We start from the raw sequence: 21,047 nt of genomic DNA on the forward strand, positions 1-21,047 counted from the left end.
AGAATGCCCGGGCGATTGCCCGGGCCAATACCTTATTTAGCGGGGGTTGCTTCGAATACAAGCATCTGTAATGGCTGCAACGTGACGACAATTGGGGCCTGGTATTTATCAGGGAATGTCGAATTGCTCCCGTAGATGCTTTTTAACGTGAAGTTTGAGGTTGCCCCATGCGGAAGCTCAAATGCTTTCGTCAGATCGAGATAGTATTGCTGCGGTTTATCCGATGGGTTACGTATCCCCAGGATAGCTTTTTCTTTGCTCCAGGATGCCCAACCATACACTTCCAGCGCAGTCGGATCGCCGCCCACCCAGTGGGTATCGACTAATATATTGGCGTTAGCGCGGGACCATTTTGCCGCCTGCGCCAGGATATCCCATTTCGCTTTATTGAGCATGGACGGTGTGATGTAAAGCTCTTGTAGCTGGGTGCCGGTAGCGAAATAGCTCCATACTTGATCGGCAAAGTCGCTATCCGTTTGTACCTTCTCAAGGCCGTAATAGGCGTTTTCAGCGCTAACTATGCCGTGGTACATCAGTGAGTTAAGTGGAAATAGTGGACCTTTTCGTACGATAGAGCGCCAGGTTTCTGCATCCCGATAAGTCATCCATTGCTGTACTGGCGTGCCGGGACCGTAGAGATTAATGTCATCACCCTGACGCCAGATAGCGTCAGCATAGAACAGCCATGAGGGGCTGGCGTTGGTCCCGGTGGTTAAATTAATAAACTGATTTGGGTTGGCGCTACGCATATTATGAAGTAGGGCAATTGACGCATCGAAGTCAGATGCGAACTCACTACCTTTAATATGTGAATTTGCGTTCCCCATACCATCCAGTTTAAATGAAGTGATATGCTCTTTTTTAATTAGATTAATAACCTGTGCATTAAAGTTTTTAAAATAGTTAGGGCCGGAGAGCGCAAATTTTCCATCGACGGTTTCGAAGCCATATTCTTTAGCATGGGATACGCGAATATCCCGCGGCTTGTTATATCCGCCCCAGGGAGAAAGCCAGAGTCCGATTGAACTATGCAAACTATCGGCTTTTTCTCTTACCTTACTGAATCCGTTGCTAAAAGCCGGGCCAAATAACCATCTTCCGGTCCGATCATCCCAGCCATCATCTAACAGGAAGGCATCCAGCATTACACCGCGTCCGGTAATGAATTCCTTATTCCATTCATCCATACGCTGTAGCACTTCGGGTTCGGTATAGGTGGTAAAGAATCCAATATCCATCCAGCTGTTGTAGTGCAGATAGGGCTTATAGGGCCGCGGGCGAACCGCATCGATAAACTGGTTGACGCTTCGGCGTAGCTGATTGATTTCCGGGAATGTACCGAACCAGGTGGTATAGCTAACGGCGGTGCCTGGCTGTAAAGGTGTTTTTAGTTCAACATTAAGATTGGTGGTTGCTTCATAAGCCCAGGTGTTCACTACAGGTTTATTCGGCAATATAAAAAATGAATCAGCAATAATCGGCGAGCTATTTATTGAACCTTCTACCCACGGGGCTTGTGACTGTTTTCTGGTGGGGAAAAACGTGATTTTCGAGACCTCTTGCGCCTTCCCGAGGGCGGTAATCGTATAATCAATGCTGGCGTATTTATCTTTAACCAGATTCAGTTTTACCTCGACGTTAAAATCCGGATGAGCATAATCAATGATAATGGTGTTATCTTTCTTATCCACATGCTTTATTTTAAAGTCAGCGGCGTGAATGACCGTTTCATCCGGAAGAGTAAGAAAGAAAAGCTCTTCGGGTGAAAGCTGATGCTGTGATTTAACGTCTTTAAGCGCCATCACAGAATTCGCATCGTTAAATGAAACGGCAAGGTATTCGCTATCCAGTGCATATTGGGCGGCGAAAGCCCCGTTGGAAATAAGCAGAGCCAGTAACGAAACATTGAGCATTTTTTTCATGAGAAAAGTCCTTGTTTTCGTTTTTTTCAGAGGTAAGCAGCGTTAGCCTCCATTGGGTTAACGCTTTGGTAAGGGGGAGGTGCTGGGGGCTGGCTACACTCAGGCTTCGGCGATTTGTAAAAGGCGGTTGGCCGACCCGCATACGGCGATCTTACTGCGTACCACCTCTTTCATCGCGTTCATGCCAACGCGCATGTAATAACGCGGATCGTTACCTTGCGGGTTTTCGGCAAACCATTTTTTCACCGCAGCAGCAAAGGCGATTTTCAGTTCAGTAGCGACATTGACTTTGCACACACCCAGTTCGATGGTGCGGCGAACATACTCATCAGGCACATCGCTTGCGCCATGGAGTACCAGCGGAATATCCACCACTTCACGGATTTCCGCCAGACGCTGGAAGTCGATTTTGGGTTTTTTGGTGTAAAGGCCATGAGCAGTACCAATCGCTACGGCCAGGCTATCTACGCCCGTTAGCTCAATAAAACGTTTGGCTTCTTGCGGATCGGTCAAAAACGCGCTTTCCGCATCCACACTCATGTCGTCTTCTACTCCACCCAGGCGTCCGAGTTCTGCTTCTACGCTACAGTCGCGGGCATGGCAAAAATCCACCACCGATTTTACTAGTTTCACATTCTCTTCAAACGGGAAGTGGCTGCCGTCGATCATGGCGCTGCGTACGCCTGCGTCCACTTTCCGGCGAATATCTTCCAGCGATTCATGGTGATCGAGATGCAGAGCCAGCGGAATGCCGAAACTGGTGGAGTAGGCGCGGCATAGCGCGTAGATCTCCTCCAGCGCAATATGCTTAAAAGTACCCGGGGTTCCGGCGAGGATCACGGGTGATTGCATTTCGCTGCACACTTCCAGAATCGCCTGGATCGTTTCGGCGTTATGGATGTTGAACGCGGGTACCGCGTAGCCTTTTGCCTGGGCATCCTGCAGGAGATACTTGGTAGAAATAATGCTCATGATCGGATCCTCTTAAGCCAGCCATGGATGAATAACGACGCCCTGCACTACGCGGTTAACCGTGCCGCTGGCGGAGGGGGTATCCGGCGTATTTCCTACGGCGATCGACTGCGTAAGGGCGAATACCTGGGCGTACATCAGGAAGCAGAAGGCCAGTTCTACATCAACGAAGTGACGCGCTGGCGGCAGAAGGATATGTGGGCCAGCTTCAATAACGGCATCGCTCTCCGCGGCGATGGCCACCACACGTAAGGCCTGCCGATCGCGCCGTAGTTCTGCCAGCAGGTCGAGATCGTATTGGCGGGTGTAAGGGTGGCTAGATATATACACCACAACCAGCGTTTCGTTATCGACCAGTGATTTTGGTCCATGGCGGAAACCGGTCGGTGAGTCATAGAACGCTGCCAGCTTACCCGCCGTTAGCTCCAGGACCTTTAACGCCGATTCACGCGCAGCGCCCTGTAACCCACCGCTGCCGAGATAAACGATCCGCTTCCAGGGCTCGCTGCCAAATACGCCGTGGCTGAAATCGCCGAGTGAGGTCAGTATTGCGTGGCAGCGATCGGCCACATCGCGGAATGTCTGGCTGTTAATAACTTCTGGCGCAAAGGCCGCCAGGCAGCTGGCCATCATTGTGGTAATACTGCTGGTCATCGCAAAGCCGCGATCGTGCGTTTCTGCTGGCATCAATAGCGCAAAGGCATTCCCGTTCTCAAGAGCGTTTTGATAAAGGCTACCCGCTTCGTTGCAGGTAATTGAAAGGTGATAGCACTCCGGGACGAACTGGTTTGCCAGCTCAACGGCGGCTACGCTCTCCGGGCTGTTGCCGGAACGGGCGAAGGAGACCAGCAGTAGCGGATGCGCCGGGTTCAGGTAATCCATCGGATTGGTAACCAGATCGGTAGTTGGTACCGCGCTAATGTTTTTGGCGCTGTGATTAGCAAGCCATGGAGCGATGATTTCGCCGATAAATGCCGAAGTGCCAGCTCCGGTCAGGATGATCCGCAGATCGTTTTTACGCAGCAGTGGCGTGAGAAAGTTGTCGATCGCCGGACGAATACTGTCGATGTTTTTCAGTGAGTGCATCCAACAGACAGGCTGCTGACGGATCTCTTCTTCTGTCCAGGTTCCGGTCGCCGCGGCAGCAGGGGTATAAATTTCTGACATAACGTAAGTCCTTATCTTGTGAACTCCACATCAGACGCTGGCAAATTGTCGCTATCTTTCGTTTTGTTTCACTTGTTCATGTGATCGATTGATTAAAATTTATAGGAAAGAAATCGAAAGTTCAATGATGCAAAATGAAATAAAACGAAATTTGTGATCGAGGGAGCGACGGTTTTATATATGTAATTGATAAATGGATAATAAATCCCATGAAAGCAACGTGAGAGTTTTGTTTTACGAAAGGAAAAGAAAGTAAAGGCCTTGCGATCGTAAGTCGAAGGCCACTATGACGTTTAATGAAGGGCTATAGAGGGAAAACCTGGCCCTGAATCCATATCCCTTGTAAATGCAGTCCACCGTTGAGGGCGATGGCGCTGGCGCGTTTACCGGCCTTTAGCGAACCTAACTGATGGTCGATTCCCAGCAGACGGGCTGGGTGTAGTGAAGCCATATGGATAGCATTCTCAGGGGAAATACCGGTGAGTTCGACCATATTACGAACCGCCGTATCTACCGAAAGCGTACTGCCCGCCAGACTACCGGAAGCGGTCCGCACAATACCACCACGCATCTCTACCTTTTGGCCGCATAAGGTATAGCTCCCGTCAGGCATTCCCGCGGCCTGCATAGCATCGGTAATTAGTACTATCCGCTCTTGCGCGCAGCAGCAGCATAGCTTCATGGCAGTGGGGTGAACGTGGTGTCCGTCGGCGATAAGTTCCAGCCATGCACGTGCGTCGGTTAACCCTGCGCCAACCATGCCCGGTTCCCTATGGTGTAATCCCGTCATACCGTTATAGCAATGCACCAGCCCGTCCGCACCGGCATCAAAAGCGCTCCGGGTTTGCTCGCTGGTCGCCGCGCTATGCCCCAACATTACCCGCAGACCTCGATGCTTCAGATGGTTAATCGCCTGAAGTGCTCCGGTTTTTTCCGGTGCCAGCGCAACCACGCGCAGGGTATCGCGAGAAATGGCTATCATTTCATCCAGTTCTACGAGATCCAGTTCGCGGAACCATTCCGCAGGATGAGCGCCTTTGTTCTGCGGCGTAAAATAAGGACCTTCCAGATAGCTTCCCAGCACCTGCGCTCCGGGACCTCCGGAATAGCAGCGTTGCGCTATACGCGCCAGCACTCGGTGTATCGTCTCTAACGGAGCCGTAACGGTGGTGGGGAGCCAGCCGGCAACCCCTTCACGTGCTTTGTGCATGGCTAGTTTATCAAGTACATCCGGAGCATCGTCCATCACATCGACCCCGGCGCCACCGTGGACGTGAGTATCGATGTAAGCGGGAGCGAGTAGCTCAGCATCACGGAGCATGGTTCCCATGGAGATAGGCTCTATTGCCGTAATGACACCCTCTTCAATACGCAGTTGATGATCGTCCAGCCAGCCTTGTTCCGTCAGCAGACGTCTGGCGCGCAGAATTTGTGTCATATCCCTTCCTCGGCGGTGCTCTCTTCGCGACAGCGTCCTAGCTCGTCCACCAGACTGGTCAAGCCACGGTGCCCACACTCCAGGGCCTGTATGCGAAACGCTTCGCCGCTGAGTTCATCGCGATCCAGCACCATTTCCAGCAGTAGCTGCAGGTTGGTGCCGGTAATCACTTCACGACCGGTTTTTTGCATCGCCAGTGTTGATGCAACGCGGAATGGCGTCCCGCCGAGCAGGTCGGTCAGGAATATGAGGCCTTCTTCGCCGTCCAGTTCTCCAACAGCCTGCTCAAGCTGCGAGGTAAGCAGAGCGGTGGTGGAAGTCTCAGGAAAATCGATAGCGATAAAGTGAGACTGCTCGCCGAGGATCTGCTTCATCGCTTTTTCCATGCCGCTGGCAAATCCGCCATGCCCCGTCAAAATGATACCTAACATCTCTGACCTCTTTTGCTTTACAGGAAGTGACAGAATTTACCGACGACGCCCAGAACCACGGTGATGCCAATAAGGCGCAGCGGACTCCAGCCTCTGCGTACCAGCCAGTACATGGTCAGGGTATAGACCAGCGGCAAAAATGCGGGCATCAATTTATCAATAACGTCGGCCTGCAGTTTAACCACCGCATCGCCGGCTTTGATTTCGAGCGTCGTATTCAGGCGAACATAGGTTGCTACCAGCGCCCCAATGACCGTCATCCCTACGATTGACGCCGCATGACCCACTTTCTTTGTGTTCGCTTTGATAAGCGGAATTGCTGCGACGCCCATTCGATATGCATAGTGAGCAAGACCAAAGCGTAGACCGAGATGGACGACGTTAAACAACACGATAAAGACTATTGCGCCAAGGATAGAGCCTTGCAGCGCCAGGCTGGCTCCTATCCCGCCGCAGATCGGCAACAGCGTCAGCCAGAACATGGCATCGCCAATCCCACCGAGCGGTGCGCCAACGGCGATTTTGGTGCTTTGGATGCTGTTGACATCCTGCTTGGAGCGTTCCATTGCCAGAATGATGCCAATAACAAACGTCACCAGGAAAGGATGGGTATTAAAAAATCCCATATGGCCTTTCATGGCTCGGGCCAAATCGCGTTTGTTGGTATGGATCTTTTTCAACGCGGGTAGCAGACCGTATAGCCAACCAGATGCCTGCATACGCTCATAGTTAAAAGAAGCCTGCAGCAGCATGGAACGCCAGGCCACGCGGTTAATGTCTTTTTTAGTGAGATCGGCGCCAATATTCTGATCTTCATAGACGTTTTCATTCACCCCGGTGAGCAGCGTTTCTTCATTTTCAGTCGTATTCGACAAGGTATGTTGGTTAGATGCCATCTTCGAATTCCTCTTTCTGTGCCGCTGGTTTAGTCGGTTCGGGAGATTTATGCAGCAGATCGATCAGCGCCATTGCCAGCGCGGCCGCGGCGATAGCCAGAACCGGAAGCTTGAGCCAGGCCGCGGCAACGAAACCGATGATGAAGTAAGGGATGTAGACGTTTTTCATCATGATCTTCAGCAGTACGGCAAAACCGATGGCTGGCATGATGCCGCCTGCAACGCCCAGACCGTCAATCAGGCGCTCAGGCAGAACATCAATGGCGGTTTTCGCGTGTTCCGCTCCGAAGTAAATCGGCAGGAAAGCGCAGAGGAAATAGAAAATACCTAACGCCAGCAACGCCAGATAGTTAACTCGTTCAATACCCGCGGTATCCGCATTTGCAGCCATGCGATCGCAGCGGGACATCACGCCGGACATGACGGAGAACAGGAAGGTAATGCCCATTTGTACGGCGACGGCAAACGGTACGGCGACACCTACGGCGACATCGGGCTTAACGCCGGTGGTTATGGCGAAAGTTGTGCCTACGATGGTGCCAATAATGACGTTTGGCGGCTGAGCGCCAGCTAGTGGCGCCAGACCCATCCACACCAGTTCCAGCGTGCCACCGGTTAAAATACCGGTATGCAGATCGCCCAGAATCAGACCAACCAGCGGCCCAAGCACTACTGGACGGTGCATGTGCGTTAACCCGTTGAACATATCGAGGCCAGCAATAAAGGCGAGAATACCTAATGCAAAAGCCTGCAACAGACTAATTTCCATTGTGAATCCCTCAAAGTAGTTTAAAGAGATCCAAAGCAGGTTCTGTTGGAACGCCCTGAACGAAGCATTCCACTCCTGCTGCTTTCAGACCGTTAAACGCAGAGATATCGTTCGCGTCGACAGAAACCGTTTTGGCAATTTGTTTTTTACCTTCGGCGTAATGCATGTTTCCCACGTTGATGCGTGTGACGGGTACGCCGCCTTCAACCAGCTTGAGAAAATCAGTCGGTGTCCTGCATACCAGCAAAATTTTCTGCCGATCGGCAGCGCGATGAATGTTATCGATCGCTTTCTGCAGCGACCAGAAACGTACGGCAATCCCTTCAGCCAGAACCATTTCCATCAAGTTCTGCTGCACGGTGTCTTCCGCTACTTCGTCATTGGCAACCAGTACCAGGTTTGCCCCCGCAAATCCGACCCACTGTACGCCGACCTGACCATGAATGAGTCTTTCGTCGATACGGCTAAGTACGATATTTGGCATAGCGTTTTCCTCTTAGTTGTTATCCGTTATGGAGTAACGCCCTGACAGGCGGCATGGTACTGCTGCAGTATGTCCTGAATGTGGCTCATGATGAGTTCCCGCGGCGTGGCACTGAGATCTCCCTCGCGTACTTTTACGTACTGCAAAGGTAAATACTGGCTGATAAGCGGTAGCGGGATTGGCTCACCCGCCAGATTGCGAACCAATCTTTCGAATGCGTCATCAATCTGGCTGTCAGGCCAGTAATAACGAACGCGATCGGAATAGCTGTAGCCGCGGGCCAGACGACGTGCGTTGCCATCGCCGTGATAGTGGCTTTGCCAGTATTCCGGGCGATCGAGCATTACGCTCTCAAGTACGTGACGCAGGCCAGAGCAGGCTTTGGCCGGCAACAGCTCCTCCTCAATGGCTGCTAGCGAGAACAGCGCTTCGCGCAGGGCGAAAGTCAACGCCGGACCAACTTTCAGAATGGCGAAGTGATCTTTCACTAGCTGGCGCAAAGATTGCGGCGTCTGGTAATCCGTGGAGTGTGCTTCGAATACCAACGTGTCGTAAGCTTCAACCATTTTGCTCAGAGCGACGGCTTTTTGCGGTTGATAATCTATGATGTGCGTATGATCGAACTCGACGCCGGGTTGCACAACCAGGGCAATGATGCGGGACCAGATGGCATCCAGACCCAGTTTTTCAAACGCATGGCGATGGGCTTTCAGCGTGGCGCGTGCCGCATCGGGTGTAGTGACCTCTAGCTCGGCTAATGTTTCGTGGGCACCGCCTGGCACAGGCACTTCGGTGCCAATGACGTAGACGAGATCCGATTCGCCGAACTGCTCCACGCAGGTTTCCTCGGCAATCTTTGCCAGACGTGCAGCACGTTCCGCGACGATAGCATCGGTTAGCGGAACCGGATCGCCCAGACAGGACATGCTGCAATCAAGATGGATTTTTTTAAATCCAGAAGCCACGTAGCTTTTGATCAAACCGTCAGCATTGGCCATCGCCTGCTCCGCTGGCAGATGCTGCCAACGATTTGGGCCGAGATGGTCGCCGCCCAGAATTAACTGCTCTTCGGGGAAATCAAGCGAGTTGGCCAGTTGGCAGACAAAGTGGCGAAAATCAGCTGGGGTCATTCCCGTATAACCGCCAAACTGATCAACCTGATTGGAGGTTGCCTCGATTAGCAGAGGAGTTCGGTTAGCATGTGCGTAGCGTATTGCAGACTCCAGAACCAGTGGATGCGCCGAACAAACGGCATATATACCGTTTGCTTTCCCCCGTTTATGCTGTTCCACCATAGTCGTCAGATGTTTCACTTTCCTCTCCAGGTTGGATGGTTATGATGATTATCTTTCGTTTTGTTTCATTTTATACTGCATTATGGTGTTATAAAAATAAAACGAAAGATAATGGTTTTCCGATCTGTTTCACAAAAGAAATATAATGAAAGTGTTTTGCGGCGAGTTTGTGGGCTGAGATACCTATCGCGGGGCTTGCATTCGGGTAAAAGAAAGGCCTTAATAAGGAAAACGAAATAAAACGAAAGAATTAGTTAAAGGATTTCTTATGAGCAACACAGACCATTCTGCAGATAAGCGGGTACCCGGTACCAGCGAAAGACGTGAGCAGATCATCCAGCGGTTGCGGCAGCATGGAAGCGTGCAGGTGAACGATCTTTCTGAATTGTTCGGCGTTTCTACGGTGACGATCCGAAACGATCTTGCGTTTCTAGAAAAGCAGGGGATCGCCGTTCGGGCTTATGGTGGTGCACTGATTTGCGACAGTAATATCCCCGGCGGAGAGCCTTCTGTTGAGGATAAAAGCTCGCTGAATACGGCGATAAAACGGCGTATCGCCGGAGCTGCTGTTGCGCTGATCGGGCCGGGGCATCGCGTTATTCTCGATTCCGGTACCACGACATATGAGATCGCCCGTCTGCTGCGCGAGCATACTGATGTTATTGCTATGACCAACGGTATGAATGTTGCTAATGCATTACTTGAAGCGGATGGTGTTGAGCTGTTGATGACCGGTGGGCACTTGCGCCGTCAATCGCTTTCGTTCTATGGCGACCAGGCAGAACAGTCGTTGCAAAATTACCACTTCGATATGCTGTTTCTCGGTGTTGATGCGATCGATCTGGAGCGGGGCGTCAGCACCCATAATGAAGACGAGGCCAGACTAAATCGTCGGATGTGTGAGGTTGCGGAGCGCATTATCGTGGTCACCGACTCGACAAAATTCAACCGTTCCAGCTTGCATAAGATCGTCGACACTCAGCGGATCGATACCATCATCGTTGATGATGGTATCCCGCCAGAAAGCCTGGAGGGGCTGCGTAAGAGCGGCGTTGAAGTCATTCTGGTGAATGCGTAAATATTGATACGCCGGGGCGATGCTCATTCACCGCCGACCGGCTTTTCTGCTAAGGATTATCACGTCACTGGCGCCGGGTTAAACACCGCCAGCTGATTGTGCAATCCCCACTGATCCGAGAAGGTCTTCTTGCGGCCGCTGGCGACATCAAGAATAAACTCAAACAGCTTCAGACCCACCTCTTCGATGGTCTCTTCCCCGGTGGCGATGGTTCCCGCGTTGATATCCATTAAGTCGTACCAGCGGTTTGCCAGCTCGGTTCGTGTCGCCATTTTAATGACCGGCACGGCGACCAGGCCATACGGCGTACCGCGACCGGTAGTAAACACCTGCACGGTGATCCCGGATGCCACCTGCTGAGTACCGCAGACAAAGTCGCTAGCCGGCGTCGCGGCGTAAATCAGACCGCGTTTGGTCGGGCGCTGCCCCGGAGAGAGCACTTCGGCAATCGCGCTTTTCCCGGACTTGGCGATAGAACCCAGCGCTTTCTCTACGACGTTCGCCAGGCCGCCTTTCTTATTGCCCGGGGAGGGGTTGGCGCTGCGGTCGGTTTTGCCCATATCGAGATAGTTGTCATACCAGGCCATCTCTTCCAGCAGACGTTTGCCCACTTCTTCGTTGACGGCGCGTGGCGTCAGCAGATGGATTGCATCGCGTACTTCGGTGACTTCCGAGAACATAACGGTCGCCCCGCAGCGCACCAGCAGATCGGATGCGTAGCCCACTGCCGGATTGGCGGTTACGCCAGAAAACGCATCGCTGCCGCCGCACTGCATACCGACCACCAGCTCGGAGGCCGGGCAGGTTTCACGTTGGCGCTGGTTTAGCTTCTCCAGATGACGCTCGGCAACTCGCAGAATATCGTCGACCATCGATTTAAAACCGACGTGCTTTTCGTCTTGCAGGCTGACGATGCTGGCGCTATCCACGGGGATGCTTTTCACATCATCGGTACCTTCCAGCAGACGCTCCGGCTGCAGTTTTTCGCAGCCGAGGCCAATTACCATCACTTCGCCGCCGAAGTTTGGATTGAGCGCCAGGTTATGAATGGTACGGATCGGGACAACCGCCGCCGGGGCGTTAATCGCCACGCCGCAGCCATACAGGTGGTTCAGACCCACAACACCATCGACGTTGGGATACTTCGGCAGCAGATCGCGTTCGATGACTTTCACCACATAATCGACGACGCCCGCCACGCAGTGCACGCTGGTGCTAATGCCGAGCAGGTTTTTGGTGCCCACGCTACCGTCGGCGTTGCGATAGCCTTCGAAGGTATAGCCTTCCAGCGGCGGCAGCGGCGCCGGGACTTTGGTCGCCAGCGGTAAGGTATGCAGCGGCGGCGCTTTCGGTAGTTCGACCAGTGATTCGTCAATCCAGCTGCCCTGCGGGATATCGCGTACCGCATAGCCAATCACTTCGCCATAGCGGATGATTTCACCGTGGACGGGAATATCGACCAGCGCGACTTTATGGCCTTGCGGGATATGTTCAACCAGCGTGAGCCCGTCAGGGAAACGCGTTCCGGCCGTTAAACCTCGATCGTTAACAATAATCGCCACGTTATCCGTTTCGTGTACTTTTATATAAAACGCCGTTGGCGATTCTTGTCTAATTTCAATGTCAGCCATTGTCCAGTATTCTCCAGCAAGGTGCGAATAATAAAATAAAACGTTTATACCCGTCATATTTCAAGCTGCATGTGCGTTGGCTTTCCTCGCTCACCCCGGTTAATTACTTTAGTAAGCTCCTGGGGACTCCCTGCGTTGCCGTCTTCATGCAACTCGAAATATTTAGGGTATATTCAATTTCTGATGCTCAGATTTATGGAATTAAGAATGTCAGGTGTTTAGATTTAAAAATGTGATCTAAATCACTCGTTTTTGCGAGAGGGCGTCAGGCATAGAAGGAAATCACTGGAATTGTGCATCAGCGCCCACTGATTATTGCATTTGCACAATTATAATGGTTTTTGTTATCTCTTTGTGGGGGTTATGCACAGTGATTAAATACCATGAGCTGATTATACTGAGTCATGCTTGCAATGCGCCGGATAGGTAAATCGATACTTCCTGATATTGATTTATGAATAATGAAGAATCACGCCAAAATAAATAATGGAAGGTGTGTTGTACCTGAGGAATATTAGATGAGTCTGGATGCAATGATAGAACAGAAAAAGGAAGTGCCAACTCGATATTTAATTCTGTTGATCATTTTCATTGTTACCGCTGTTAATTATGCCGACCGGGCGACGCTCTCGATCGCCGGTACAGAGGTGGCGAAAGAACTGCAGCTGAGCGCGGTCTCAATGGGGTATATTTTCTCCGCATTCGGCTGGGCCTACCTGCTGATGCAGATCCCCGGCGGCTGGCTGCTCGATAAATTTGGCTCGAAGAAAGTCTACTCTTACAGCCTGTTCTTCTGGTCGCTGTTTACCTTCCTGCAAGGCTTTGTGGATATGTTTCCGCTGGCGTGGGTGGGTATCTCCATGTTTTTTATGCGCTTTATGCTGGGTTTCTCTGAAGCGCCATCTTTCCCGGCAAACGCCCGTATCGTCGCTGCGTGGTTTCCAACGAAAGAGCGCGGCACCGCATCGGCGATTTTTAACTCTGCGCAGTATTTCTCTCTGGCGCTGTTCTCGCCGCTGCTGGGCTGGCTGACCTTTGCCTGGGGTTGGGAGCACGTCTTCACCGTCATGGGCGTGATTGGTTTTGTGCTGACCGGCCTGTGGGTAAAACTGATCCATAACCCCACCGAGCACCCGCGCATGACGCAAGAGGAGCTGAAGTTTATCTCCGAGAACGGCGCAGTGGTTGATATGGACCATAAAAAGCCCGGCAGCGCGGCGGCCAACGGACCTAAACTGCACTATATCAAGCAGCTGTTGACCAACCGCATGATGCTGGGGGTGTTCTTCGGCCAATATTTTATCAATACCATCACCTGGTTCTTCCTCACCTGGTTCCCGATTTATCTGGTGCAGGAAAAGGGCATGTCGATTCTGAAAGTGGGTCTGGTCGCATCGATTCCGGCGCTGTGCGGTTTTGCCGGCGGCGTGCTGGGCGGGGTGATCTCCGACTATCTGATTAAACGCGGTTGTTCCATCACCGTGGCGCGTAAGCTGCCGATCGTCCTCGGAATGCTGCTGGCTTCCACCATCATTCTGTGTAACTACACCGATAACACCGCGCTGGTGGTGACCCTGATGGCGCTGGCTTTCTTCGGTAAAGGGTTCGGCGCGCTGGGCTGGCCGGTGATTTCCGATACCGCGCCGAAAGAGATTGTCGGCCTGTGCGGCGGCGTCTTTAACGTCTTTGGTAACGTCGCTTCCATCGTAACCCCGCTGGTTATCGGTTACCTGGTGAGCGAGCTGCACTCATTCAACGCAGCGCTGGTCTTCGTCGGATGCTCGGCCCTGATGGCGATGGTTTGCTATCTGTTTGTGGTCGGCGACATCAAACGCATGGAACTGCAGAAATAATTAACGGTTAAGTGACAAGGTATAAGTGATGAATAACGATATCTTCCCGAATAAATTTAAGGCGGCCCTGGCGGCGCATCAGGTTCAGATTGGCTGCTGGTCCGCGCTGGCGAGCCCAATTAGCACCGAAGTTTTAGGCCTTGCAGGTTTCGACTGGCTGGTACTGGACGGCGAACATGCGCCGAACGACATCTCCACCTTTATCCCGCAGCTGATGGCACTGAAAGGCAGCGCCAGCGCGCCGGTCGTCCGCGTACCAACCAACGAACCGGTGATCATTAAGCGCCTGCTGGATATCGGTTTTTATAACTTCCTGATTCCGTTTGTCGAAACGGAAGAGCAGGCAGTTAACGCCGTTGCCTCAACCCGCTATCCGCCTGAAGGCATTCGCGGCGTATCCGTTTCGCACCGCGCCAATATGTTTGGCACCGTACCGGATTACTTCGTGCAGTCGAACAAAAATATCACCATTCTCGTGCAAATCGAGAGCCAGCAGGGCGTGGATAACGTTGATGCGATAGCCGCCACGCCGGGCGTGGACGGTATTTTTGTCGGCCCAAGCGATCTGGCCGCTGCGCTGGGTCATCTGGGTAATGCTTCCCATCCGGAAGTGCAGAAAGCGATTCAGCACATTTTTGCCAGCGCGAAAAAGCACGGTAAGCCGAGCGGTATTCTGGCGCCGGTTGAAGCCGACGCGCGGCGCTATCTGGAATGGGGCGCGACCTTTGTCGCCGTCGGCAGCGACCTGGGCGTATTCCGCTCTGCCACGCAAAAACTGGCTGATTCCTTTAAGAAATAACCACCACCGAAACTAGAGAGATAAAGACATGACAATGAAAGTTGGTTTTATTGGCCTCGGTATCATGGGTAAACCAATGAGTAAAAACCTCCTCAAGGCAGGTTACTCGTTGGTGGTTGCTGACCGTAACCCGGAAGCGATTGCCGAGGTGATTGCCGCAGGCGCAGAAACCGCGGCATCAGCGAAAGCGATTGCCGAGCAGTGCGATGTGATCATCACCATGCTGCCGAACTCGCCGCACGTGAAAGAAGTGGCGCTGGGCGAAGGCGGCATTATCGAAGGCGCGAAGCCGGGCACCGTGCTGATCGATATGAGCTCCATCGCGCCGCTGGCGAGCCGCGAAATCAGCGAAGCGCTGAAAGCGAAAGGCGTCGATATGCTGGATGCGCCGGTCAGCGGCGGCGAACCGAAGGCCATCGACGGTACGCTATCGGTGATGGTGGGCGGTGATAAAGCGATTTTCGACAAATATTACGATCTGCTGAAAGCGATGGCGGGTTCCGTGGTGCATACCGGCGAGATCGGCGCGGGCAACGTGACCAAGCTGGCTAACCAGGTGATCGTGGCGCTGAACATTGCGGCGATGTCCGAAGCGCTGACGCTGGCGACCAAAGCGGGCGTGAACCCGGATCTGGTATATCAGGCCATCCGCGGCGGGCTGGCCGGAAGTACCGTGCTGGATGCCAAAGCGCCAATGGTAATGGACCGCAACTTCAAGCCGGGCTTCCGTATCGATCTGCATATTAAGGATCTGGCGAACGCGCTGGACACCTCCCACGGCGTGGGCGCCCAGCTGCCGCTTACCGCCGCGGTGATGGAGATGATGCAGGCGCTGCGCGCCGACGGTTTGGGTACCGCCGACCATAGCGCGCTTGCATGCTACTACGAAAAACTGGCGAAAGTGGAAGTCACTCGCTAACAAGAAGGGCGCGGATGCGCGCCCTGTAATTCTTGCCTTGCGCGGCACTGTCAGGCTACATAACTATGAAAATCGTAATCGCCCCAGACTCTTATAAAGAAAGCCTCTCGGCTACCGAGGTTGCCCAGGCTATAGAAAAAGGTTTTCGGGAAATTTTCCCCGATGCGCTCTACGTGAAGGTTCCTCTCGCCGATGGCGGCGAAGGGACCGTTGAGGCGATGATTGCCGCGACGCAGGGAACCGAGATGAGCGCCTGCGTGACGGGGCCGCTGGGCGTCCCGGTGGATGCCTGCTGGGGGCTTTCCGGCGATGGCAAAACCGCGTTTATCGAAATGGCTGCGGCCAGCGGGCTGGGGCTGGTGCCGCCCGCTCAGCGTAACCCGCTATTGACGACGTCGCGCGGTACCGGCGAGCTGATTTTGCAGGCGCTGGATCATGGGGCGAAAAATATCATCATTGGCATTGGCGGCAGCGCCACCAACGACGGCGGCGCGGGGATGGTGCAGGCGCTGGGCGCGCGTCTTTGCGATGCCAATGGCGCGGAGATCGGCCACGGCGGCGGTAGCCTGTGTAGTCTGAATTCGATAGATATTACCGGTCTCGATGCGCGGCTGCATGATTGCGCCATTCGGGTGGCCTGCGATGTCACCAATCCGCTGATCGGCGATACCGGCGCATCAAGGATATTTGGCCCGCAGAAAGGGGCTACCGAAGCGATGATCCGCGAGCTGGACAGCAACCTGGCGCACTATGCGGACGTTATTAAGGCCGATCTGCATGTCGATGTGAAGCAGGTTGCCGGTGCGGGCGCGGCGGGCGGTATGGGCGCCGCGCTGATGGCGTTCCTGAACGCTGAATTACGCAGCGGGATTGAAATCGTGACCCAGGCGCTGAATCTGGAAGAGCATATCCTCGATTGTTCGCTGGTGGTGACCGGCGAAGGTCGGCTGGATAGCCAGAGCATTAACGGTAAAGTGCCGGTTGGCGTGGCGAGCGTGGCGAAAAAGTATCATAAACCGGTAATTGGCATTGCCGGTAGTCTGACCCGCGACGTGGGCGTGGTTCACCAGTATGGGATTGATGCGGTGTTTAGCGTGCTGAACAGCGTAACGACGCTGGAAGAGGCGTTTCGCGGCGCGGCGGACAATATTTATCGTGCGTCGCGTAATATTGCGGCGACATTGCAGGTCGGAATGGCGACGGAAGGATGACAACCGCTGGCAAACCCTCTATACTGCGCGCCGAAGCTGACCAGACAGTCGCCGCTTCGTCGTCGTCCTCTTCGGGGGAGACGGGCGGAGGGGAGGAAAGTCCGGGCTCCATAGGGCAGGGTGCCAGGTAACGCCTGGGAGGCGCAAGCCTACGACCAGTGCAACAGAGAGCAAACCGCCGATGGCCCACGCAAGTGGGATCAGGTAAGGGTGAAAGGGTGCGGTAAGAGCGCACCGCGCGTCTGGTAACAGTTCGCGGCACGGTAAACTCCACCCGGAGCAAGGCCAAATAGGGGTTCACAAGGTACGGCCCGTACTGAACCCGGGTAGGCTGCTTGAGCCAGTGAGCGATTGCTGGCCTAGATGAATGACTGTCCACGACAGAACCCGGCTTAACGGTCAGCTTCAACTTTTCAGAAAACCCTCGTCAGAAATGGCGGGGGTTTTTGCTTCCTATGGCAGGTTGAAACACAGGACAGATGAATGCCTGTCCACGACGCTATACCCAAAAGAAAGCGGCTTAACGGTCAGCTTCAACTTTTCAGAAACCCTCGTCAGAAATGGCGGGGGTTTTGCTTCCTATGGCAGGTTGAAACACAGGACAGATGAATGCCTGTCCACGACGCTATACCCAAAAGAAAGCGGCTTAACGGTCAGCTTCAACTTTTCAGAAAACCCTCGTCAGAAATGGCGGGGGTTTTTGCTTCCTATGGCAGGTTGAAACACAGGACAGATGAATGCCTGTCCACGACGCTATACCCAAAAGAAAGCGGCTTAACGGTCAGCTTCAACTTTTCAGAAAACCCTCGTCAGAAATGGCGGGGGTTTTTGCTTCCTATGGCAGGTTGAAACACAGGACAGATGAATGCCTGTCCACGACGCTATACCCAAAAGAAAGCGGCTTAACGGTCAGCTTCAACTTTTCAGAAAACCCTCGACAGAAATGGCGGGGGTTTTTGCTTCCTATGGCAGGTTGAAACACAGGACAGATGAATGCCTGTCCACGACGCTGTACCCAAAAGAAAGCGGCTTAACGGTCAGCTTCAACTTTTCAGAAAACCCTCGTCAGAAATGGCGGGGGTTTTTGCTTCCTATGGCAGGTTGAAGCACAGGACAGATGAATGCCTGTCCACGACGCTATACCCAAAAGAAAGCGGCTTAACGGTCAGCTTCAACTTTTTACACAACCCCTGCCAGTGATGGCGGGGGTTTTTGCTTCCTATGGCAGGTTGAAACACAGGGGCAGTGAATGCCTGTCCACGACGCTATACCCAAAAGAAAGCGGCTTAACGGTCAGCTTCAACTTTTTACACAACCCCTGCCAGTGATGGCGGGGGTTTTTGCTTCCTATGGCAGGTTGAAACACAGGACAGATGAATGCCTGTCCACGACGCTATACCCAAAAGAAAGCGGCTTAACGGTCAGCTTCAACTTTTTACACAACCCCTGCCAGTGATGGCGGGGCGTTTTGCTTCCTATGGCAGGTTGAAACACAGGACAGATGAATACCTGTCCATGACGCTAGCGGGCATAGGAGGCGGGGGGAGTAGGTCAGGTAAGGCGTTAGCCGCCACCTGACAAGAAAGCGGGCACAAGGTGGGGAAGCAGGCCTGCCATCAACCGCATTATGACTCATGCGGTTATGCGTTATCCTCGCTTATTTTATATATTTTAAATAAATGAATTTAATTATAGCATTCGTGCCTTTTATATATTTCCTGATTTACATACATTTATGCGAACTATTTTTTACATTTCTTCATCTGCTTCTGAAAAATAATGGCCGGCCACATCGGTGATAATTAATCAGGATAAAACTAAAATGAAATTAATGACTCGCATTGCAATGACAACCCTCCTCGCCACGGGCTTCTCAATGGCGGCACAGGCTGCGGATGTTAACGCTGCGCCAGCCCCGGCGCAGGATCCGATCGTCCAGCACTTAAAACTGACCAACGATCAGGTAACGAAAATTAAAAACCTGCATCAACAGCTGGAGAAAAGCGTTCAGCAGATCTCCCAGAAAGATATTAAAGACGGCGTATTATTTGATGTGATCGATTCCGGAAAATGGAATGAAAAAGCGGTCAAAGATCAGCTGGCGGCGTTTAGTAAAGTCGAACAGCAGGTTCGCTATTATCGCGTGAAGTACTATTTTGATGTCAATCAGGTCCTGACGCCAGAACAGCGTAAGCAGGTACAAAAAGATTTAGCTCAGGCGCTGAGTGAGTAAATCTATCGGCCCCGGCTGGGGCCGATATTGACGTCAGGCGACGCTTTCTTCTTCCTGGAGCCGTATCTCCGCTTCTGCGACGATCGCCTCCAGTTCGCTCAACATCTCTTCATAACCAAAGCTAACCGTTGTCATGGTTTCTGGCTGCGGCTGCGACGCTGCTAGCGCCGCTTTTTTTGTTTTCTTCTTGCCCACTGACACACTCCCTTACCGCCGTTGTTACACAGGTAAATCTATCAGCAAAGCGCGCAGCGGCGTATCGGCAACGAGGGTAATGTTAGCTTCGTCACGAATAAACGCGCCATCGCCGCAGGTCAGTGCCTGTTTCTCTTCTTCCTGTACCCGCGCATGCACCGTGCCGTGAATCGACTGCAGGTAGGCCCGTGGGCCGTGGAGCTGCACGCTAAGCTGCTCGCCTTTCGCCAGATTGATATGGTGGATCCATACCTGCTGGCGCAGCTGGAGACTCTTCTGGCTGCCGTCCGGCGAAGCCAGCAGCTGCTGCGCTCCCTCGGCGATAGCGATTTTTTGCACAAGCGGATTTTCATGCTGCGGACAGGCATCCAGCCACAGCTGGATTCGCGTCAGCGAGCGCTCTTTGCTCAGGTTGTACTCGCTGTAGCTCACGCCGGGCTGGGTAGAGATCAGCAGCGCTTCGCCAGCTTTAGCCTGGATATGGTTGCCATCGCTGTCGCGGTATTCCGCTTCACCTTCCAGTATCAGGTTCAGAATGTCGACTTTCGGATAGGTACGCGGCTGGAACGACGCGCCGGGCGCCAGAACTTCCTGGTTGAGCACGCGTAGCGACGCGTAACCTAGCAATTTCGGGTCGAAGTAGTGGCCAAAGGAAAAGGTGTAGCGGGCCTGCAGCCAGCCGAAGTCGGCTTGACCGCACTGTTTGGCTGTTCGGGTTGTAATCATCTTCTTGACCTCTCTTTACACTAAATCAATGGTAAAGGTATGGACGCTGTATTGTTAGCCAGATATTCTGCCCGGTATGTTCAAATTTCCTGAATGAGAGAACGATGGCTAAAGAGAGAGCATTAACGTTGGAAGCGTTACGCGTTATGGATGCGATTGACCGGCGCGGAAGCTTTGCGGCGGCGGCTGATGAGCTTGGTCGAGTGCCTTCAGCGCTCAGCTATACCATGCAAAAGCTGGAAGAAGAGCTGGATGTCGTTCTGTTTGACCGTTCAGGTCATCGAACAAAATTCACCAACGTTGGCCGAATGCTGCTCGAGCGCGGGCGCGTTCTGCTGGAAGCGGCGGATAAGCTGACAACCGATGCCGAAGCGCTATCGCGCGGCTGGGAAACGCACCTGACCATCGTCACCGAGGCGCTGGTACCCACCACCGACCTGTTTCCGTTAATTGAAAAGCTGGCGACCAAATCGAACACTCAGCTGTCGATTATTACCGAAGTGCTGGCCGGAGCATGGGAGCGCCTTGAGCAGGGGCGGGCGGATATTGTCGTTGCGCCGGATATGCATTTTCGCTCTTCCTCGGAAATTAACTCCCGTAAGCTCTACTCGGTCATGAGCGTCTACGTTGCCGCGCCTGACCATCCCATTCACCAGGAACCGGAGCCGCTCTCTGAAGTGACGCGCGTTAAGTACCGCGGCGTGGCGGTGGCGGACACCGCCCGCGAACGTCCGGTGCTGACGGTGCAGCTACTCGACAAACAGCCGCGATTAACAGTGAGCTCGATCGAAGATAAACGCCAGGCCCTGCTGGCAGGACTGGGCGTCGCCACGATGCCGTATCCGCTGGTTGAGCAGGATATTGCCGAAGGGCGCCTGCGGGTGGTCAGCCCGGAGTACAGTAACGAGATCGACATTATTATGGCCTGGCGCCGGGACAGCATGGGGGAGGCGAAATCATGGTGTCTGCGGGAAATTCCGAAGCTATTTATGGCTAGATAAAACAAAATGCGCCCCTTTTTAACGAGG

19 protein-coding genes and 1 other RNA gene are annotated in these 21,047 nt (G+C 53.2%); 8 read left to right on the forward strand and 12 right to left on the reverse strand.

What is annotated here, in order from left to right; genetic code table 11:
• Nucleotides 1–32 precede the first annotated feature (32 nt).
• From EGY08_RS18270 to kbaZ, 9 genes are all read right to left on the reverse strand, one after another.
• Nucleotides 33–1,922: an enterotoxin gene (locus tag EGY08_RS18270; RefSeq protein ID WP_123828728.1), complete on the reverse strand. Its 1,890-nt coding sequence runs from the start codon at nucleotides 1,920–1,922 to the stop codon at nucleotides 33–35.
• Between the two features lie 99 nt (nucleotides 1,923–2,021).
• Nucleotides 2,022–2,894, reverse strand: a complete 873-nt coding sequence (gene kbaY / locus EGY08_RS18275; RefSeq protein WP_004125566.1) for a tagatose-bisphosphate aldolase subunit KbaY — start codon at nucleotides 2,892–2,894, stop codon at nucleotides 2,022–2,024.
• 12 nt (nucleotides 2,895–2,906) lie between these two features.
• Complete coding sequence (locus EGY08_RS18280; protein WP_004125564.1) at nucleotides 2,907–4,061, reverse strand: AgaS family sugar isomerase; 1,155 nt, start codon at nucleotides 4,059–4,061, stop codon at nucleotides 2,907–2,909.
• 304 nt (nucleotides 4,062–4,365) lie between these two features.
• Nucleotides 4,366–5,499, reverse strand: a complete 1,134-nt coding sequence (nagA, locus tag EGY08_RS18285) for an N-acetylglucosamine-6-phosphate deacetylase (protein WP_004125560.1) — start codon at nucleotides 5,497–5,499, stop codon at nucleotides 4,366–4,368.
• On the reverse strand, nucleotides 5,496–5,930 hold the full coding sequence (gene agaF / locus EGY08_RS18290) for a PTS galactosamine/N-acetylgalactosamine transporter subunit IIA (protein ID WP_004125557.1): 435 nt from the start codon (nucleotides 5,928–5,930) through the stop codon (nucleotides 5,496–5,498). The genes nagA and agaF overlap by 4 nt, the downstream gene beginning before the upstream one ends.
• A gap of 17 nt (nucleotides 5,931–5,947) precedes the next feature.
• On the reverse strand, nucleotides 5,948–6,826 hold the full coding sequence (gene agaE, locus EGY08_RS18295; protein ID WP_004125554.1) for a PTS N-acetylgalactosamine transporter subunit IID: 879 nt from the start codon (nucleotides 6,824–6,826) through the stop codon (nucleotides 5,948–5,950).
• On the reverse strand, nucleotides 6,816–7,595 hold the full coding sequence (agaW, locus tag EGY08_RS18300; protein ID WP_123828729.1) for a PTS N-acetylgalactosamine transporter subunit IIC: 780 nt from the start codon (nucleotides 7,593–7,595) through the stop codon (nucleotides 6,816–6,818). The genes agaE and agaW overlap by 11 nt, the downstream gene beginning before the upstream one ends.
• Before the next feature lie 10 nt (nucleotides 7,596–7,605).
• Complete coding sequence (agaV, locus tag EGY08_RS18305; RefSeq protein WP_004125548.1) at nucleotides 7,606–8,079, reverse strand: PTS N-acetylgalactosamine transporter subunit IIB; 474 nt, start codon at nucleotides 8,077–8,079, stop codon at nucleotides 7,606–7,608.
• A 26-nt stretch (nucleotides 8,080–8,105) separates the two neighbouring features.
• The gene (gene kbaZ, locus EGY08_RS18310; RefSeq protein ID WP_235891271.1) at nucleotides 8,106–9,374 is read right to left on the reverse strand and encodes a tagatose-bisphosphate aldolase subunit KbaZ; all 1,269 of its coding nucleotides are present in this window, start codon (nucleotides 9,372–9,374) and stop codon (nucleotides 8,106–8,108) included.
• A gap of 268 nt (nucleotides 9,375–9,642) precedes the next feature.
• Between kbaZ and EGY08_RS18315 the strand changes: the two genes are divergently transcribed.
• The gene (locus tag EGY08_RS18315) at nucleotides 9,643–10,452 is read left to right on the forward strand and encodes a DeoR family transcriptional regulator (protein WP_004125543.1); all 810 of its coding nucleotides are present in this window, start codon (nucleotides 9,643–9,645) and stop codon (nucleotides 10,450–10,452) included.
• 59 nt (nucleotides 10,453–10,511) lie between these two features.
• Here EGY08_RS18315 and garD read toward each other — a convergent pair whose 3' ends face one another.
• Entirely contained in the window at nucleotides 10,512–12,083 is a 1,572-nt protein-coding gene (garD, locus tag EGY08_RS18320; protein ID WP_049113443.1) for a galactarate dehydratase, read from the reverse strand.
• A gap of 518 nt (nucleotides 12,084–12,601) precedes the next feature.
• On the opposite strand from garD, the gene garP reads away from it, so the two are divergent.
• The 6 genes from garP to EGY08_RS18350 all read left to right on the forward strand — a co-directional run bounded on the left by garP (nucleotide 12,602) and on the right by EGY08_RS18350 (nucleotide 19,098).
• Nucleotides 12,602–13,936 carry a galactarate/glucarate/glycerate transporter GarP gene (gene garP / locus EGY08_RS18325; protein ID WP_123828730.1) on the forward strand — a complete coding sequence of 445 codons (1,335 nt, stop codon included), beginning with the start codon at nucleotides 12,602–12,604 and terminating at the stop codon, nucleotides 13,934–13,936.
• A gap of 28 nt (nucleotides 13,937–13,964) precedes the next feature.
• Nucleotides 13,965–14,735 carry a 2-dehydro-3-deoxyglucarate aldolase gene (gene garL, locus EGY08_RS18330; RefSeq protein ID WP_004125534.1) on the forward strand — a complete coding sequence of 257 codons (771 nt, stop codon included), beginning with the start codon at nucleotides 13,965–13,967 and terminating at the stop codon, nucleotides 14,733–14,735.
• Nucleotides 14,736–14,763: 28 nt separating this feature from the next.
• Nucleotides 14,764–15,654: a 2-hydroxy-3-oxopropionate reductase gene (gene garR / locus EGY08_RS18335; RefSeq protein WP_004105999.1), complete on the forward strand. Its 891-nt coding sequence runs from the start codon at nucleotides 14,764–14,766 to the stop codon at nucleotides 15,652–15,654.
• 65 nt (nucleotides 15,655–15,719) lie between these two features.
• Nucleotides 15,720–16,865, forward strand: coding sequence for a glycerate 2-kinase (gene garK, locus EGY08_RS18340; protein ID WP_112167199.1), 1,146 nt, complete (start codon nucleotides 15,720–15,722; stop codon nucleotides 16,863–16,865).
• A 32-nt stretch (nucleotides 16,866–16,897) separates the two neighbouring features.
• Nucleotides 16,898–17,276: RNase P RNA component class A (gene rnpB, locus EGY08_RS18345), an RNA gene on the forward strand.
• 1,411 nt (nucleotides 17,277–18,687) lie between these two features.
• Nucleotides 18,688–19,098 (forward strand): Spy/CpxP family protein refolding chaperone, encoded by a 411-nt coding sequence (locus tag EGY08_RS18350; protein WP_123828731.1) that lies wholly within the window; start codon nucleotides 18,688–18,690, stop codon nucleotides 19,096–19,098.
• 33 nt (nucleotides 19,099–19,131) lie between these two features.
• On the opposite strand, the gene EGY08_RS30780 is transcribed toward EGY08_RS18350, so the two are convergent.
• Nucleotides 19,132–19,293, reverse strand: coding sequence for a hypothetical protein (locus tag EGY08_RS30780; protein WP_004125524.1), 162 nt, complete (start codon nucleotides 19,291–19,293; stop codon nucleotides 19,132–19,134).
• A 24-nt stretch (nucleotides 19,294–19,317) separates the two neighbouring features.
• On the reverse strand, nucleotides 19,318–20,019 hold the full coding sequence (locus EGY08_RS18355) for a pirin family protein (RefSeq protein WP_004125522.1): 702 nt from the start codon (nucleotides 20,017–20,019) through the stop codon (nucleotides 19,318–19,320).
• A gap of 104 nt (nucleotides 20,020–20,123) precedes the next feature.
• Between EGY08_RS18355 and EGY08_RS18360 the strand changes: the two genes are divergently transcribed.
• Complete coding sequence (locus tag EGY08_RS18360) at nucleotides 20,124–21,020, forward strand: LysR family transcriptional regulator (RefSeq protein WP_049113438.1); 897 nt, start codon at nucleotides 20,124–20,126, stop codon at nucleotides 21,018–21,020.
• Nucleotides 21,021–21,047 lie beyond the last annotated feature (27 nt).

It is taken from the genome of Klebsiella sp. FDAARGOS_511, assembly GCF_003812845.1.
GTDB lineage: Bacteria > Pseudomonadota > Gammaproteobacteria > Enterobacterales > Enterobacteriaceae > Klebsiella > Klebsiella grimontii.